The sequence below is a fragment of the Citrobacter enshiensis genome (genome assembly GCF_029338175.1).
In the GTDB taxonomy this organism is placed as follows: domain Bacteria; phylum Pseudomonadota; class Gammaproteobacteria; order Enterobacterales; family Enterobacteriaceae; genus Citrobacter_D; species Citrobacter_D enshiensis.
The window spans coordinates 4,740,663-4,758,800 of sequence record NZ_CP119862.1; the positions used below are offsets into that span (position 1 = coordinate 4,740,663).

The window sequence follows — 18,138 nt, forward strand, 5'->3', positions numbered from 1 at the left end:
TTAATAGATAACACCAGGATGTGTTGCTGCCAGGAAGAACCAGCATCACCATTGCCGATCACCCCGACCGTTTCATTATCAAAATGGTCAACACTGCCGCTCTGGTTCAACCCGTGAAGTGGTCCGATCCGCCCTCTGAGATAACCTCTACTCTTCCTCGTTACCGCCCTCTTCGTACGCGCCAAACGGCTTCGCGGGTAGCACAATGTAAGTGCCTTCAAACACCACGCCCGGCGCGTCATCACCGAAGAGTTCCACCTGCATCTGGACGCGCGCTTTGCGGCCTCTTGCCAGACGATCCAGATCGCCGCTCAATGAGCCTAAATCAGCGACGGCACTCGGTTTGCCGCTGATGGGCTTGCTGTAACGAATATGGGCATCAGCAAGAATAATAGTGCCGCCAAGATGGCGTTCGCGCAGCATTAACCAAATAAGTCCCCACCCCGTCAGCGTTGCCAGAGAAAAAAGACTTCCGGCAAATAAGGTTTTATGCGGATTCTGGTTGCCCATTTCAGGCATGGTGGTGATAAATTTTTGCCCGGTGTACTGCTGAATACGCACCCCCATTTTCTCACTCAGAGGGATGTGCTCATACCAGGCACTCTGTAGCTGCCCGCACCAGTCGCCGCGATGCAGAATGTCATCCAGTGTGGCAACAGGCTTAATCATTAAAAAGTGTCGAACCGGCGTGGTTTGCGGTGTGGTAATTTCGCCCTGATTAACAAAACCCAGTTTGGCGAAAAATTCGACCGCATCTTCACGGGCGCTACAGGTAACGCGTTTTACCCCTTCCTGGCGCGCCACGGACTCCAGGGTCATCGCCATCAATGTTCCCAGCCCCTTCTCTTGCACCGCAGGATCAACAGCCATAAAGCGGATGGAGGCTTCGTTGTCGGCATTGATATACAGCCTGCCAACAGCGACCAGATTCCCCTCTTCGTCCACGACCATCTGATGATGCGCCATGGCATCCCAGGCATCACGTTCGGAGCCTTTTGGCTGATGTAGGGGTTTACGCAGCATCTCCCAGCGAAACTGATAGTAACGCTCTAATTCTTCTTCTGTTTGCGGTACTCGAAGGTGATACATAGATGTACTCTCTCTTGTTACCTGCGGCCACACCGGAAGCTGGCTCATACCTGTAACCAGAACGTCACGGGGCCATCATTAACCAGCGAAACCTGCATATCGGCAGCGAAACGCCCGGTTTGCGTGTTCATTTCCTGTTGGCGGCAACGCTCAACAAAGTATTCATATAGCGCTTCTGCGCGATCCGGCGCGGCCCCCTTCGAGAAACTCGGACGCATGCCGCGTTCGGTATCGGCTGCCAGCGTAAACTGCGAAACCACCAGCACGCTGCCTCCTGCCTGCTGCACGTTCAGATTCATCTTGCCTTCGGCATCGCTGAAAATTCGATATCCCAGTACGCGTTCGCACAAGCGATTCGCTTTCAGTTCGTCATCATCCTTTTCGACACCCAATAACACTAAAAGTCCTGGGCCGATTTCACCCGTCACCTCTCCCTCCACGGTGACGCTGGCACGGGTTACGCGCTGAATTAATGCAATCATGGTTGGTCTGCTTCTTCTTGTTCTGCGGCTAGTTTGAGTTTGCGGTATTCCCCGAGAGTGACAGTTATTTCTGCACCAAGCAAGACGATACACCACGTCCAGTAAACCCAGACAAACAAAATTGGGATCACCGCCAGTACGCCGTAAATAAGCTGATAAGACGGGAACATAGTGATATAGAGCGCAAATCCTTTCTTCCCCGCCTCAAACAGTATGGCAGCGACAAATGCCCCGACGATCGCATCCCGGTTTGGGACGCGTATGGTGGGGACAACGCTATACAGCAACCAGAACGAGATCCAGGAAAGCAACAGCGGAAAAATGCGCAGCACATCATCAATAACGCTATTGAGTTCACTGGCCCAGCGAAGAGAGAGTAGATATGAACTGATCGCCAGGCTGGCGCCTGCCAGCAGCGGGCCCAGCGTCAGGATCATCCAGTAAACGGCAAAAGAGTAGACTTTTGGGCGCGTGCGCTTGCTGCGCCAGATGGCATTCAGCGCACTATCAACAGCATACATTAGCAGCAACGCCGTCACGATCAGCCCGCAGGCTCCCACCACCGTCATCTTGTTGGAATTGGCGACAAACTGTTCGATATAACGCTGAATGACATCCCCGGTCGCGGGGAGAAAGTTGGAGAAGATAAAGTGACGCAGTTGAAGACTCACGTCAGAAAACATGGGAAATGCAGCGAAAAGGGCAAAAACAACAGCAATGAAGGGCACTAATGAGAGCAATGAGACGTAGGCCAGATTACCTGCCAGGGTCGTCATATTGTCCTCATCAATGCGCTGCCACAATAACTTAAGCCAGGCCCATATTGGACGCGTATGATGCCTGGCTTTTTGGTGAACGTTTTTTAGCATAACAACTTCGCGAAATAGTCCGGGATGGTTGTTTTGTCGGTCACCCTGATGCTGGTGATCCCCAACTGGTTAGCCCCTTCTATATTATCGCCGTTGTCATCAAAAAAGACGGCATCGTCCGCAGAAAAACCTTCTGCCTGCAGGACGTGCTGGTAAATACGCGCTTCCGGTTTACGCATCCCCAGTTCCTGGGAAAGATAAATATGGTCGGCGGCCTGGCGAACCTCCGGGTATTCGTCCGGCCAGAATGTGGTATGCAGCCTGTTGGTGTTAGAAAGAACGACGACGCGATGCCCTTGCTCGCGCAGCTTGTGCATAATGCCGATAACGTCTGGCCGTATGCCAACGAAAACGGCCTGCCAGCCGTGAGAAAATTGTTCGTAACTCAGCGGCAGCGCCATTTCATGACAGACAGCCTCCGCGAAAGCCTCATCGGTTATTTCACCCCGTTCATGCTGGCGAAAAGCCTCCCCCATCGTAAAGCTGTGCTTCAACGAAGCCAGCGGGACACGGCTCAGATCGCTCCAGGTACCTAACACGCGGTTGAAGTCGATATCGACAATCACATTACCTAAGTCAAAGATATAGAGCATGTTCTTCTCCTTGCTAGCCGTGGATGAATAACTGTAGCGGGAAAGGAGAGGTTTGACTATGTGCCACATCGTGAAACCGGTAACGGTCATATCTGAAAAAGGCGATGCCATGCATCGCCTTATTTCCCCTGGTGTCGCGTTTAGAAACTGTACTTAACACCCAACATAGCCGCAGTATCGCTATAACTGTTGTCGCCAACCTGCTGAGCGACGTTGCCCCACACCTGCAGGCGCGGATTAATTTGCCCTTCAACCCCCACTTTCAGCTCACCGATATTTTTAGTGCCGCTGATTTCATCCTGAATTGCCCCCATCTGGACACTCTGGTTGTGGGTATTGTGGATCCAGTTAGCTTCTACAAACGGCTGGAACTCACGGTTTTTACCATCATCGATCGCGTTATGGCCTTTCAGGTATGCACGCACGCCGAGTCGGGTCATCAGGTTGCCGTCGGTTGTATCTTTCACCTGGGTGCCGTTGCTTTCGCGGTGCGAATCAGCCTGCACGTCCATCCAGATAACCTGTGCTTTGGGTTGGATCCAGTAACTTGCACGCTCACTTTTCCCCAACAGGACGCTGTAACCGCCTTCAATAGAGGCCGTAATACCGTCTGACTTATATTTCTCGCTGGCCAGATGATCGCCGCTCACGGTGTTATCAAACCAGTTATACAGAATCCAGCTGTCCAGGTAGGTTCCTGTTTTATCCGCTTCGTTTGCATACCAGGTCGCATACAGACCTGCACTGTAGCCATTCACATGACCGCGGGACGCATACCCGGTGTATGTGTTATGCGTTTTACTTTTCTGATTGGCGTAACCCGCCATTACACCCAGATGCCATCGATCCAGGCCATCACTGCTCCATTGCGCCAGATCACCACCTATCTGCATCACATAGCGGTTCGCTTTCGTTTTCAACTGGTTGCTACCGTCAGTAAAGCGAGTATGTCCCCCTTCGTTACGCAGCCACAGGCTGGTCACTTTTCGTTCACCCGTCAGCATGTCCGTATATTGCGTTTCCCCCAATCGGTCATGCAATCGGGTGATAAACAGGGTATTGGCCGCATAGTTGTTCGCCAGGTAGCTACCAAATTCCGGGCGATACTGATGTTCACCGGGAGCGGGGGCTGGCGGCGTTGGTGGTTCCACCGGGTCAACCGGGCCTGGAGGTGCTGGCGGGTCAACAGGGTCGACCGGGCCCGGAGGCGCAGGGGGATCAACAGGGTCAACCGGACCAGGAGGTGTTGGCGGATCAACGGGATCAACAGGCCCCGGTGGCGTTGGTGGATCGACCGGATCGGGATCTTCCGGCTCTGGGTCGGGTTCCGGGTCAGGATCAACTGGGCTCAATTGACTGGTGAGATACCAGTTGCTGGCATTCTTCACCACATCGTAGTCGTAGCCACCCGCCACGATACGCCCGGCTTTGGTGAAAGTGCCGTTGGAGTTCCCCTCAACCTGCACAATCTCAATACCATTAAGGGTCAGATCGCCCATACCACCGATATTGTTAATACCGACATTGGTATTCCCGACAGTATCACCTTTCACAATCAGTTTATCGGTTAAGGATTCATCGCCTTCAAGCACGGTGTTGAGTACCAGTAACGCATCGGTACCAATATAGTTCCCCATCACAGTCAGCGTCTTAAAGGTACTTTCATCATCTCCAGACACGCCATCGGCACTGTAGCGCAGTGTGGATTGATCCAACGTCAGATTAGAGAGAACGGAGGTCCCGGTCATCGTCCATTCACTATTGGCACCCTTCATGCTCAGATCCAGCGTGCCATGATAGTTGGTATTACTGTTCTGTTGTGAAGAGTCGGTTTTACCCACAAAACGACTCCCCTCTTCCATACGCAGATCCATGATGCCGCCATAGTAGGCACGCAGGTTGCCTTTTATGTCATACACACCGGATGATGCGCTATCAGAAACGTAATCCCAGGAGCGAATCAACGCCTGCGTACCATAGGCGTAAAGCGCGCAGGCGTTACTATCCGAAACTTCAATGAATGTATTGCCACCCAGGTTCACAATGGCAGGCTCATAGCTCGAATAAGCGTAAACGCCATGTGCAGTCGCCCCCGTGGTTTTTACATCCACATGGTTCAAGTTAATCTCGCCCAGCCGTCCGGCATATATTGCATGCGCACTTCGACCTGATGTGGCGATTTTTGTGGTGCCATTTATCGTGACATCCGGGTCGCCTTTCCCGGTACCGGTATACTGAGCAGGATCTTTCCCTGCATATATTCCATATCCTGTGTTGGCCCCCCCAGGGCCACGAGTCACAATATCGGCATTACCATGAATAATAATGGACGATCGCGCGTTATCTTTGTTCGCCGAAGCATTCGCACGCAGCCCCATACCGTTTTCAGTATCAATCGTGACGTTGCCGCTGACTTCAACAATGGAATAATCAGCCTGTAATTCGCGACCGATATTTATACCATCTGAACTACTGCCGGTCGCTGTAATATAAATATTATCTGCAACCAGCTTGCCACCCGCATTTTTGGAGTGAATACCATCGGCAGCCTTGCCGGTGGTATTAATGACCAGATTTTTAAATTTATATCCCATATTATCAATATAGACACCCCACCCCGTTAACCCCGACGTTGTGCCTTCTGACGTTGTATCAATACGAACTTCATCAAATCCGCTGTAATCCCGGCCTGCTCCGCCAAGTGGATTTCCATAGTGGTAGATAGTCGTATTGTCACATAACAACTGTGCCGTGGTTGTGTAACTACACCCCGCAGCTGTTACCTGTCCGCTGAGTCCACCGAGTGCCAGCGCACAGGCAATACAAAGTGAGAGCTTTGTTGGAGGAAATCGTTTTTGAATAAAACCAGGAGTTTTCATGAGAGTTCACCTTTTCCGTAAGGCTTTTTGGGCAAAGTGCATCAACGTTGCATTTAAATAAAAGCTGAAGGCAAAACAAACCTGTAACTCTTTAAGGAAATAAAGAATATGTAATACAAGAAATGAGTGAGCCACTGCCTTTTTAAATTAAATATAATTAATCATTCAATATGTCAATAAATAGCCAGCGACGACAGGACGGCAAAATTAAAATTGCAGTCACTATATTCGCATTATTCTTATCCGATAATTACATAAAATAAAAACCTGAATTTTCATGAAATAAAAAGCTTATAAAACAATGACGATGAGAAGCACATGTGAACGTAGAGTAAGGCTTTAGGAATTTTGCAAGAAACGCCAGGAAGATTATCTATTTATAAAAAATGTGAAGGGAACCGTCTTTGCAGACGGTTCTTTAATGAAACACCTCTTGTACATAGGCACAAAACAGTCAACATGCACTGCCATGAGGTGTGCTGAGGATAAAAAGCTTATTCAATGATATACGCTAGCCTGGCTGATTAAACTGCCAGCATGATTCAATGACCAGAGGAGCATCTGTCGTGACAAACTGCGGCGTGAGGTTAATCGCATTCGGCGCCTGAGTGAGCGGATTAACGCACGTCGCATCGGGTTGTTTATCAAAGACCACCAGGCTTTGTGCAGCCGATGTCATGTTCAAGCTCAGTTTTCCTGGCCATTGCAATTTGACATCTAAGCCAGAGGAAAAACCAAAACAGTCGTCCCACGGCCCTGGTTGAGGCGACGTTCTTCTGCTTGTTGGCAGTTCGTCACTTCCCGCTTCTTCCTGCCAGTCTGCATCAAAAACGACCTGTAATTGACCGTCGCTATTCTGTTGATTCAGTTGTTTGACAAACCATGGATGCCAACCCGCAGATGCAGGAAAGGATTCCGCCTTTGAGTGGATCTCAAGACGTAAGACCAGCGAATTCTCTTTAAGCGTCAGTATTTGCAGAACCTCTCCCGACCAGGGCCATGGAGAACCAAGTGGCATTCGCAGCGTCAGCGTATCCGTTTTATGCTCGACGATTTCCCATGATGAGTAGCATGCCATTCCGTGCAATGCGTGAGGCGGTTTATTCGCGGGTAAGGCATAACTTTGCTCGTTAACTTTCAATGTCGCATACCCGAGACGTCCAGCCCAGGGCACCATCGGAAAGCACCCATACTGGAATGCTTTTCGTTGTGGCTCCCACTGTCGCAAAACCTCAAAACCAAATGCCTGTAATGAGGTTATCCTTGCCCCGTCATGGGGATAAATCCGCAGGCAAATATGTTTATTTTCCAGGTGCACGGGATCGCCCATAGGGCCGGGCCAGGTGGCGTCAAAAGCGTGTTGTAGCGCTTGCTGGTGCTCATTCATGTCGTTACTCCCTGATATAGCGGTAAGGTTTTAATTGTTTTTTCACATCGGGGTTATCGTGTGAATGTGGTTCGATAAGCCAGACGCAAATAAATGAGAGGATTGAAATACCAAAAAGGAACAATGCCACATACCATGGTTCACCTCCGCCCAACGCGAGTAGGCTTGATGCGATAAGTGGGCTTAAACCGCCAAGAATTGCGGAAAATTGATAGGCAAAAGAAAGGCCCGTATAGCGAACCCGGGTACCAAACATGCGGGTAAACAGCGTGGGCTGTACCGCAAACATCATCGTTGGGCCTAAGTTATAGCCCAGGATCATACTGCACCAAATAATGAGTGTACTTTTTGTATCCAGCAGCAAGAAAAATGGAAATGCAAACAGGATGCAAAAACCGGCACCGAACAAATATAATTTACGCTGACCAACCCGGTCAGAAAGCCATCCAACCAAAGGGCAACAAAAAATACCAATCGCTGAAGCGATAAGCATACCTGTTAATGGTACATCCCTTGATAACGCCAGTTGGCTGGAAATATAAACAATGCCAAAGGCATTAATAATATTTGATGAAACGCTCTCTGCTAACCGGGCTCCCACCGCGAGAAGAATATTACGCGGGTGCTTGCGGAAGAGTTCAATCAGCGGCAATGGTGCTTTATCGTCGGTCTCAACCGATTTTTGTTTTTGAAAATCCAGTGTTTCTTCGGTATGCAATCGTATAAACATACCGACAATCAGCATCACGGCAGATAACCAAAATGGAATACGCCATCCCCAGGAAAGAAATTGCTCCTGGGTCAGAAAATGATTACAGAGCGCAAAAACCCCTGTAGCCAGCATAATGCCCACTGAAGCTGCCGTTTGCGGCAACGAACCCAGAAATCCACGTTTTGCCTCCGGCGCAGACTCTATCGTCATCAACGCCGCACCGCCATATTCTCCGCCAAGGCCAAATCCTTGAATCAGGCGAAGCACCATCAGAATGAGCGGAGCCCAAATGCCAATCTCCTGATATGTTGGAATAAAACCAATTAAAAAGGTTGAAGTCCCAACAATACCCAGAGTCCAGATCAGCGTTATTTTTCGCCCGACTTTATCACCAAAATGGCCAAAAACAATGCCACCCAACGGGCGGGTTAAAAAACCCACACCAAAGGTAGCAAAGGCGGCAATCAGACCAATAAAGGGATCGCTGTCAGGGAAGAACAGAGGAGCAAAAACCAGTCCTGCTGCCGTTCCAAAAATAAAAAAATCATACCACTCCATCAACGCACCAGCGAAGCTTCCCATGACGACACGTCTCATGGCTTTGCCGGATAGCCCTTCACTCGATCCAGATAATTTCTCAGACATAATTTTCCTCTCCATCTCGGCGAGAAAGCTGCGGAACAAAACCACTTTCTATGAGTCAGCGCATCGGCAGAAGCCGACGCGCATTGTGATTACTTTTCCAACTCCGCTAATACCTGTTCATCCTCAGCATCGACATTCGCTCCCAGCGGTTCCCACTTAATCAACACACAAGTAAGGAATCCAAGGAAAGGGACGATCGCCAGCCAGTAAAACGCCTCAGTCTTCAACGCCCCCCATAACATAGGCCAGAAGATAAGCCCGGCAATGGCCCCGGTACGCATGATGGCGCGCGCAAACCCGACACCTGTGGGTCGTATAGTGGGTGGGTAAGAGAGTGTTGCAATGGTCATTCCTAATCCGCCAGGACCGGCAGAGTGGAAGAATATAATCGTGCCCAGCAGACTTAAAGAAAGCCAGGGACTCGTGGTTGCCAGGGCACCTAACGCCAGCAGCGCCACGGTCACTAACGCAAATCCATACATCGACTGGAGACGCGTCCCCAATCGCTGGAGAATGAGCGAGCCGATTAAGCCGCCGGTGACCCCACAAAGTGCGTTCACTACCGCGGAACCTGTTAATGCGCCGGTTAATCCCCCACTCAGTATTCCCGCCAGCGTCAGCGGTAAATAAACGCCCACGGCGTTATATTGCCAGGCTTGCATGGTTGCCACGACACAGCCAAGAATGGTGCGTTTACGGTAGCGTGAATTGAACAAGATGCCATAACCGCCACGAAATTTACTTTCTGGTTTTTCAGCAGAGGTAGCATCTGATTTAGATGACTTAGCAACCTGAGCTTTAACGCCATAGCGTTTTTCCAGAATCCCGCAGGCTTCTTCATAGCGACCGACCCTTGCAGCCCACATCGCAGATTCACCGATAAAAAAGTAACGCAGGATCATGATAATGACGGCAAAGATGGCACCCGCGAAAATTCCGTAGCGCCAGAGTTGTTCTTCAGCAATACCAGACAGAAGCAACGGAAGCAGAACGAGATAAACAACGGTGGTTGAAACATACCAGGCCATTTGCCAAAGATTAACGGACGAACCGGTCTTCTTCGATGTTGATCCCCGTAATTCCGCCACAGCGTTAGTGGCCAGTGGGAAATCAATACCTAACCCAAAGCCCATCACGACACGGCATACCAGCACCCACCAGATATTAGGCGCAATGGCGACGGCTGCCGCCCCGATCGTGCACAACCCCATTCCGATGATAAATGCACGCTTTTGACCAAAGCGGTTAATCACACGGTTCGCTAATAGCCCGCCAATCAGTGCCGCCACTAACACGGAAGCGTTAACTGTCGCCGCCAGACCCGGAGAAATGCCAAACTCGGCTGCAATGTACTTATTACCAAAACCCACCATCGCAGCCTGATACGCATCAATAAGAATGCCACCCAATGCGATAAAAATGACACCGATGCTGGTATTAACTGCTGAGTTTTTATTTACTATATCAATCACATCCTGTGGACGACCGATTGAATATGGTGCAGGACTGGTGATTTGACTCATCGCAGTGTCCTTCTTCGTTGTTGTAGGGTGGCGCTGCTGTTACGCAGCGCCAGACAGAGGTTTACACCATCAATCTTCAGCGAACTGCAGCATGACTTTTATTGAGTCATTTTGCTGCGCGCGTTCAAATGCCTTCGCCGCATCATCGACAGGGAACAAATCGGTTACCAGTTCACTGGTATCAAACCGACCATCCGCCAACCACTCAATAACGGCATCAAAATCCTCTGGTATATACATGCCGGAATTGAGCAAATCGCGCTCAAAGCGTTGCATCATCGGAAGTGGGACTTCGCGAGGCCCACTCGGCACGCCCATACACACCACCGTACCGCCCGCATACACGCGCATGAATGCATCGTTAATCGTGGCCTGAGCCGCAACCACATCAATCGCGCCCGTGAAACGAACATCCGCATCAAGCTCGCCCGGCGCCCAGACATCTGCGGCGCCGAGTTTTAATGCCAGCGCGCGTTTAGCTTCATCGGGTTCGATAACGGTAATTTTTCCCGCGCCCATGATGCGTAATGCCTGAACAATAGAGAGTCCAATGGTTCCTGCTCCGATGACTAACACGCTCTCCAGCGAGGCTTGCGGCATGCGGTTTACACAATGACGCGCGCAGGCTGCCGGTTCAGCAAAGGCCAGAACCTTCAGCGGTAAAGACGCAGGAGCAACATGGCAGTTCCGGGCAGGGACGATATGCTGTGAACGGGCAAATCCTGGTGCACGAAAGCCTGCAACCTGCGGTGGTTCACAGAGATTAAAGCGCCCCGCCTTACATGCACGGCACTCCATGCAGGCCATAATCGGATCGACAACAACATGGTCGCCTGCGTGAATGTGGGTCACTTCGCTCCCCACCTCCGTTACACGTGCCGCAATTTCATGCCCTGGCACGACAGGAGGTTTCGCGAATGGATGCCCCCCTTTCAGGACGTGCAGATCAGAGCCGCATATTCCATAAAACACAGGAGCAATGCGGACTTCATGTGGTTTAAGTTCCTGGTGCGGCACTTCCACATACTGGGTGGTGACTTTTCCAATATCAGAAAATAAAACCTGGGTAATCTTATCCATTGTTATTCTCCAGAATCGTTATGATTGGGTGATTAGCGTTGCGCGATACCTTCATCAACAATTTCCGCCAGGCGTTGAAGACGTGGAACGGAAACATCACGCAGCATCGTTTGCGGATCTTTCGCCCCGACGACGGAGGCCCACACGGCACGCCCAGCCAGGAACCCAGAAGCGCCAGCTTTCATGGCAATGCGAACCGCACGCCCGAAGACATCCGCATCAACACCAGATGAGAGAATGACCCAGGGCATCTTCATCTGGTCGTTAAGTTTCTGGCACGCAGCCAGTAAAGTCTGTTCATCGCCTTTGCCACCTAATGGCATTTCTGCCTTGTAGAGATCGGCTCCCGTACCGCCAAGCTCTGCAGCCGCCGCAACAATGGCAGCTTCTTTATCAAATTCCCAACCCTGGCGAGGCGGGCGCACTACAGGTTCAATAATGCTCACCAACCCGGCGCTCCGGCAGCGCTCGACAAATTCCTCGACCATCGCCAGACGCACTTCGGCTGGCTCATCTTCCCGCCACAGCACCAGCAGTTTCATCGCTTTTGCGCCCATCTGACGCGTCTGATGCGGATCGACCGTTTTGTCGATTTCAACACTATCAACCGGAATGCCGTTGCCAGGCACAAAGTGGTCAGCAGCAACGATCAGGCCGCAAGAATCAGCCACGGCTCCCTGAGAGACAATTTCATCAAGACAAAACTGTTTATCTGCCAGAACCGCCGAAGCATAAGGAGAAAGGATCTGTGTTGCGGCAACTTTAAAGTCAGTCAACACGCTATCGGCAACGGGTTTTGGATGTCCGGATGCGGCGAACATCAGACGCATGGCTTCACGTTGATCAACGGCCAGCATAGCGAATCCACCACCTGGGCGAGAAATATCTTTCAGCGTGTACGGGGTATTTTGGGAAGACATAGTAACTCCTGTGAATGTTTTAAATTTAAAGTGAATCCGGACGGCCAGCCTGCTGGCGAACCTGAGATAACAGCGCACTCCAGTCCTGGCGTCCTCTGCCGTTTTCGCTGGCCGTGGTGTAGTAGGCTTCTGCCGCAATACCCATGTTCAACGGCGCGCCGGTCTGGTGTGCAACATCAACGGCAATGCGCAGATCTTTCAGTGCGAGGTCCACCATAAATGCCGGAGACAGATCCCCCATCAGCACTTTCCCAGGCCAGGTTGTCGTAAAGTGTCCCTTGCCTGCGGCAGTTCCACTCATGACCTTAATCGCCACATCCAGGCTAAGACCCAGAGACTCACAAAGGACTGCGGCTTCTGCCGACAGCGCGTTCAGCGCAATACTCATGTAGTTGTTAATCAGCTTCACGCGGATCCCCATTCCCGGGCCGCCTGCTTCTACCAATTCGTTCCCCATACACATCAGAATTGGACGCGCCTGTTCGACTTGCTCAGGCGTACCGCCCGCAAGAATCAGTAATGTGCCATCAATAGCATTCACTGAGGTTCTGCCGACCGGGGCGTCCATCATGCTGATGCCTTTCTCTTTCAACTCATTGATCAGCGCATCCGTCTGGAGGGGGTGGATGGTGGACATATCGATAACTAACGCATCATGGGATACGGTTTCATGCACCCCGGAATCGCCCAACATCACCTGCCGAACAATGTCGCCATTTGGCAGCATGGTGATGATGAACTCTGCACCTTTAGCTGCTTCAGCAGGTGTTTGAGCTGCAGTTGCCCCTTGTAGGACTAACTCATTGACGGCCTGCTGATTAACGTCAAATACGCGTAAAGCATGCCCCTTTTGCAACAGATTACTGGCCATTGGGCTACCCATCTGGCCCAATCCCAGGAATGCAATGGTGGTCATGAACGATCTCCTGTCTTTAGTTGACAAAATAATTACAAATAAAAAGTCATTTTCGTCTGTTTTTGAGCATATTTGTAATTTATGACTAAAAACTAGAGGTGCGTCACTAATTTGATCATTTATGTCATTAAAATGAACAAAACAAGACAACTTCACACAGGACCAAACACATATGACCAGAATTGCTTGCGTCGGAATCGCCGTTCAGGATCGCATTTATTCTCTGAACACTTTGCCTGATGGAGGTGGTAAGTATCAGTCAAGTCAATATCTTGAGACGGGAGGTGGGCCAGCAGCGACTGCGGCGGTTGCCATCGCCAGGCTCGGGATTGAAGTCGACTTCATTGGGCGACTGGGTGACGATAGCTGTGGAAAAACGCTGATCAGCGAGCTTCAGGGCTGGGGAGTGAATACAACCTATTGTCGCCAATACACCAATGCGCGCTCATCACAATCCGCCATTCTGGTCGATAATCACGGGGAACGAATCATCGTCAACTACCCGAGTCCAGACCTGGACACTGATGCGCAATGGCTGGAAGAGATTGATTTCACAGGTTATGACATCGTGCTGGCCGATGTACGTTGGCACGAAGGTGCATTAAAAGCCTTTACGCTAGCGCGGGCAGCCAGCGTACAGACACTGCTGGATGCAGATATGACACCGCAGGATATTACGCCTCTGGTTGCTCTTTCCGATCATGCGGTTTTTTCGACGCCAGGGCTAAAACGCATGACCGGTCAAGATGACCCAACCAAAGGTTTGAGTCTGGCGGCGACACAAACTGAAGGCCTGGTTTATGTCACACTTGGCGGGGAAGGATCGCTATGGATTGAAGATCAGCGCCTCCACCAGCAGTCTGCGTTTTCTGTTGATGTCGTTGATACAACCGGGGCTGGCGATGTCTTTCACGGGGCATTGGCCGTCGCGTTGGCAGAAAAAATGACGATTGAACAGTCAATTAGGTTCGCCAGTGCAGTAGCAGCAATGAAATGTACTCAGCCTGGGGGACGCGCCGGAATTCCTAATCGTGAGCAAACCGAATCATTTTTGTCACTTTATGCGTAAAATAGTGAACATTTACAGGGGAAGAGTACAGGAGTATTCATGAGCATCACCGAAGTCACCGGTAACCCTCGACACGATCAGCTTGTTCATTACATCGCTGAACGAGGCTATATGAATATCGAGGAACTGGCACAATTGCTTGATGTTTCCACACAAACGGTCCGCCGTGATATTCGTAAACTTAGTGAACAAGGACTGATTACACGACATCATGGTGGTGCCGGGCGCGTATCAAGCGTTATGAATACCGCTTTTGAGCAAAGAGAGCTATCGCTCACTCAGGAGAAAGGGGCGATAGCAGAAGCTGTTGCCGATTATCTGCCAGAACGCTGTACGGTTTTTATTACCATAGGAACCACAGTGGAAGCGGTCGCCAGAGCATTGCTCAATCGCCGGGACTTGCGCATCATCACCAACAGCCTGCGAGTTGCTCAAATTCTGTATAAAAACCAGGATATTGAAGTAATGGTGCCAGGAGGGACTCTGCGTGCGCATAACGGGGGAATTATTGGTCCTGCTGCAGTGAGCTTTATTGAGGAGTTCAGGGCCGATTATTTGATCACCAGCATTGGCGCTATTGAGCATGACGGGGCGCTACTGGAGTTTGATGTCAACGAAGCCCTCGTCGCCAGGACGATGATGAAACATGCGCGTAATACGTTATTAGTTGCCGATCACACCAAATTTACGGCATCCGCCGCAGTGTCCATCGGTAACGCGCGTAAAGTGCAGGTATTTTTTACCGATGCCCCTCCTCCAACTTCATTCCAACAATTACTCAATGAGGAAAATATTGAGCTAGTGGTTGCCGATCAGGAGGCTTCCTGACGCTTTAAATAGAAAAGCCGCTGGTCAGTTACCCAGCGGCTTTTTTACATGCTTATCTCGGAGAATGCATCAGGCTTCGGCTGCCTGCAACTCTTTCTTACGCTGGCTAATACGTTTAACCAGCATCACCGACACTACCGCGCCGCAGAATGCGAAGCAGGCCATAATGCCGAAGACAATCTTATAACCGACCATGCCTGGGTTTAAATCCAGGATGTAGCCATAGAGACTGAAACAGAACATGGCGGGTGCATAACCAATAAAGCTGCCCAGCGCCATCGCGGCCCCGGTATGGTTTTCCGCAATTTTCGCTTCACCAATCGGTGCGAAGAAAACAGCACGCTGCGTAAATACGATCGCGCCAAATCCTAACGTACACGCCATCCCTAAATAGACCGGCATACTTTCATGAGGCAGCATAATGAGAAGCACCAGTGCGACCGTGCTGATCATGAAGGTGTAACATAAGTATTTACTCGGTGATTTCAGTATCTTATCTGAAATCATACCGCCAACCGGACCACCGATCATTTTCAGGCAATATTGGTTAATGATGCCGTAGGCCCCCACCAGCGCGACTGGCAGCATATAAATATTTTTCAGGAACGGAATGAAGAACGTTAAACCGCAGTAGACGGCATAGACAAAGAAGACGTTGAAGGCGATTAGCCAAATCGTTTTGTCCTTCAGTACCGTCGTCATACCCGGGCTTTTTTTCGTGTCTTCGGTATCGCTGACATTGACCGTAGGTGCATCCTCTTTATCGTTCAGAACAAAGAAGATGATGATCCCAACCGCAATGACAATAATGGAATAGAACCAGATACCGGCTTTGAACCCCAACAACCCACTGCCAAACCAGGTAAAGACCGCCAGAGCAGAAAACGCCACAATCGTATCAACGATTCCGCGACCGGTTTCGAAGAAACCAAACAAGCGTCCTTGTTGTTCGCTATTACCCAATCGGCTCACCGATTTTAGTAGCACTGGCCAGTTCATCATGTCGCAGGTGACGCCAAACAACGCCCATACAAAGAGTATTCCCCAATAGCCAGGCATTGTTGTCAGATAGACCCCTAACAGCCCTGTGGCAATCAGCGAAAACGACATGGTGTATTTACGTGGCAGTTTGTCGGCAAAATAGATAGACAGGAAAAAACCCACCGTCGTAACAAATGAGTTCACCGACATCGCATTACCAATTTGACCATTGGTCAAATGAAAGTATTCCTGCATTGGTATATAAAACGCATCTTTTAATGACGGTAATTTATAAATCGTACCGCCACACAGCGTTAACAGGCTAAACAACGCCCATTTCTTTTTGGTGAGCATAATATCCCCTAAAGTATGACTAAATTCATTATTTTATAGGCAATAGCAACCTGACCATTCTCGAAGAATGGTTTTCCATGCACATAAGAGAAATTAAAACAACATTACGTATTTAGAATATCAATCGCCTCTTTTTTTATTTGTTGCAGAACACTGCGCACAAATTTTATCTGGTTAATCGCATCTTCTTTTTCTTTTATTAGGCGCTCTTCCAGGGCATTAGCTTCAGGCAGAGGTGTTTCACTCATTTGACGCCATGGGATCCAGGGGTTGTCGCCTTCATTTTCGAAACGAAATGCCGGGGCATAATAATCAACTTCTTCTTCCAGGCCATAGGCCATAACCTGAGGTTTTTCATCACCTAAACAGATCAGTTTTGTTAGCAATGCTTTGAACGGCATATCGCCCTGACCAGAGATACAGGCTTTATGACCCAGTCCACCTTCTTCATTAACGATCAGCGCATCTTTAATATGCACCTGAGTAATATACGGTGCCATTGCGTCCAGTGCGTCGAGGGGATGCTCATTAGCATTAATCATATTGGCAAAGTCAAACAGCAGAGAGAGTGACTCCATTTCACTTTGCTTAATTAATGAGGCCAGCTCATGGCTTTTCAGATCTTCATGCTGTTCAAGTGTGAAGGTTAAGCCGCTGTTCTGGTAAGTGTCACGAATATAGGCGATATCTTTGGCGATAATCGACATGACCTCCTGCAGATTACCTTCATAGCGCGGATAAAAACGGACGGATGACGCACCTGTTTTTAATGCAATAGCGGCAACCTGATCAATGGCTTTTTTATCTGAGGCACTGGTCTCAATATGAACATCAAGATTCAGCTGACGCGCTTTATCACCAAAAGCAGAAAGTTCGCTGTCATTCATGTTTTCGAGTGAATAGCGTTCCCCATCCAGAACATGAATTTTTACACCACGTAACTGGTTCGCATGCGCGATATCCAATAAGTCATTCGGCAAAATTCGCTCAAGTCGCATATTCAGATGATAAGCATATGCATGAAGATAAAGGGGAAGGTTGTCTACACGCGCCAGAATTTTTTCTGCATTATTCATTGTGACCATAATACACCTACAAGTTAATAAAGAGATCAACAGCCTCAAATCGCCAGTATTCAAGGTCTATTTGTACGATATTCCCATCGCGGTCAGCCCGATGCTTTTCAATAAGAATGGCTGGCATCCCGGCGGAGCCGCCAATAAATTTACTGATATCGCCAGGCATGCGAACCGGTTTGAAAACCAGCTTCTTTACCACCGTTTCTTTTTTATAGACTTGTTCCCACACGGTAGAAAAAGATTGGTTTTCAAGCTGATCAATAAAACCTGGAGCCACTACGGGATTAATAAACGTTTCATGGTAGAAAACTTTATGCCCTTCCAGTGCGCCCCACCCCGTCACCCGATACAGCTCGTCGGATGCGGTGACGGTTGTCAAAGGAGCAACCATCTCTGGAAAATCGGAAATACGGCTTTTCTCAGTAAATCCCCATGACGGTTCCCTGCCCTGTTCAAGCGCAGCACGCTGAAAGCTCGCCGATAATTCCGGGCTGTAATTGAAGCGTGGCTGGGTGACGAACCATCCTTTACGATCCTTACGGAATATTTTGGATTCAGCCTCAAGATTTAACAGCGCCTGGCGTAGCGTCATACGCTTAATACCCAGCAGCTCACCTAATTCCCGCTCAGAAGGCAGCTTTCCACCTGACGTGGTGATCCCATCTTTTAACCAACGGTCCAGCTTCTCTTTCGCATTTTCAACGGTCGACTGATTGCTCGTCATTGTTTAAC

The 18,138-nt window shown here is 49.7% G+C and carries 16 protein-coding genes; 2 read left to right on the forward strand and 14 right to left on the reverse strand.

All coding sequences use genetic code 11. From position 1 onward, the window contains the following. Nucleotides 1-147: 147 nt before the first annotated feature. From fabY to yihU, 11 genes are all read right to left on the reverse strand, one after another. On the reverse strand, nt 148-1,089 hold the full coding sequence (gene fabY, locus P2W74_RS22565; protein WP_203359406.1) for a fatty acid biosynthesis protein FabY: 942 nt from the start codon (nt 1,087-1,089) through the stop codon (nt 148-150). 44 nt (nt 1,090-1,133) lie between these two features. Beyond that, nucleotides 1,134-1,571 (reverse strand): D-aminoacyl-tRNA deacylase, encoded by a 438-nt coding sequence (dtd, locus tag P2W74_RS22570; RefSeq protein WP_276293316.1) that lies wholly within the window; start codon nt 1,569-1,571, stop codon nt 1,134-1,136. Further along, a complete protein-coding gene (locus P2W74_RS22575) occupies nt 1,568-2,440 on the reverse strand; it encodes a virulence factor BrkB family protein (RefSeq protein ID WP_276293317.1) in 873 nt (290 codons plus the stop codon). The genes dtd and P2W74_RS22575 overlap by 4 nt, the downstream gene beginning before the upstream one ends. Next, nucleotides 2,434-3,033: a glucose-1-phosphatase gene (yihX, locus tag P2W74_RS22580; RefSeq protein ID WP_203359408.1), complete on the reverse strand. Its 600-nt coding sequence runs from the start codon at nt 3,031-3,033 to the stop codon at nt 2,434-2,436. The genes P2W74_RS22575 and yihX overlap by 7 nt, the downstream gene beginning before the upstream one ends. Nucleotides 3,034-3,173: 140 nt before the next feature. Continuing rightward, nucleotides 3,174-5,912: an autotransporter outer membrane beta-barrel domain-containing protein gene (locus P2W74_RS22585; RefSeq protein ID WP_276293318.1), complete on the reverse strand. Its 2,739-nt coding sequence runs from the start codon at nt 5,910-5,912 to the stop codon at nt 3,174-3,176. Between the two features lie 511 nt (nt 5,913-6,423). After that, complete coding sequence (locus P2W74_RS22590; protein WP_276293319.1) at nt 6,424-7,299, reverse strand: aldose epimerase family protein; 876 nt, start codon at nt 7,297-7,299, stop codon at nt 6,424-6,426. A 4-nt stretch (nt 7,300-7,303) separates the two neighbouring features. After that, nucleotides 7,304-8,656 (reverse strand): MFS transporter, encoded by a 1,353-nt coding sequence (locus tag P2W74_RS22595; RefSeq protein WP_276293320.1) that lies wholly within the window; start codon nt 8,654-8,656, stop codon nt 7,304-7,306. A gap of 89 nt (nt 8,657-8,745) precedes the next feature. Continuing rightward, nucleotides 8,746-10,179, reverse strand: a complete 1,434-nt coding sequence (locus P2W74_RS22600; protein WP_203359412.1) for an MFS transporter — start codon at nt 10,177-10,179, stop codon at nt 8,746-8,748. 69 nt (nt 10,180-10,248) lie between these two features. Next, entirely contained in the window at nt 10,249-11,259 is a 1,011-nt protein-coding gene (locus P2W74_RS22605) for a zinc-dependent alcohol dehydrogenase (protein WP_203359413.1), read from the reverse strand. 32 nt (nt 11,260-11,291) lie between these two features. Continuing rightward, on the reverse strand, nt 11,292-12,179 hold the full coding sequence (locus tag P2W74_RS22610; RefSeq protein WP_276293321.1) for an aldolase: 888 nt from the start codon (nt 12,177-12,179) through the stop codon (nt 11,292-11,294). A gap of 25 nt (nt 12,180-12,204) precedes the next feature. Further along, nucleotides 12,205-13,095 carry a sulfolactaldehyde 3-reductase gene (gene yihU, locus P2W74_RS22615; RefSeq protein ID WP_276293322.1) on the reverse strand — a complete coding sequence of 297 codons (891 nt, stop codon included), beginning with the start codon at nt 13,093-13,095 and terminating at the stop codon, nt 12,205-12,207. Nucleotides 13,096-13,267: 172 nt separating this feature from the next. On the opposite strand from yihU, the gene P2W74_RS22620 reads away from it, so the two are divergent. Further along, nucleotides 13,268-14,164, forward strand: a complete 897-nt coding sequence (locus tag P2W74_RS22620; protein ID WP_276293323.1) for a sugar kinase — start codon at nt 13,268-13,270, stop codon at nt 14,162-14,164. A gap of 39 nt (nt 14,165-14,203) precedes the next feature. Continuing rightward, on the forward strand, nt 14,204-14,992 hold the full coding sequence (locus tag P2W74_RS22625) for a DeoR/GlpR family DNA-binding transcription regulator (protein WP_276293324.1): 789 nt from the start codon (nt 14,204-14,206) through the stop codon (nt 14,990-14,992). Between the two features lie 69 nt (nt 14,993-15,061). Here the strand turns inward: P2W74_RS22625 and P2W74_RS22630 are convergent, their stop codons facing one another. The 3 genes from P2W74_RS22630 to P2W74_RS22640 all read right to left on the reverse strand — a co-directional run bounded on the left by P2W74_RS22630 (nt 15,062) and on the right by P2W74_RS22640 (nt 18,130). Next, a complete protein-coding gene (locus tag P2W74_RS22630) occupies nt 15,062-16,327 on the reverse strand; it encodes an MFS transporter (RefSeq protein WP_276293325.1) in 1,266 nt (421 codons plus the stop codon). 104 nt (nt 16,328-16,431) lie between these two features. Next, the gene (locus P2W74_RS22635) at nt 16,432-17,412 is read right to left on the reverse strand and encodes a sugar phosphate isomerase/epimerase family protein (RefSeq protein WP_276295258.1); all 981 of its coding nucleotides are present in this window, start codon (nt 17,410-17,412) and stop codon (nt 16,432-16,434) included. A gap of 7 nt (nt 17,413-17,419) precedes the next feature. Next, nucleotides 17,420-18,130: a GntR family transcriptional regulator gene (locus tag P2W74_RS22640; RefSeq protein WP_276293326.1), complete on the reverse strand. Its 711-nt coding sequence runs from the start codon at nt 18,128-18,130 to the stop codon at nt 17,420-17,422. Nucleotides 18,131-18,138 lie beyond the last annotated feature (8 nt).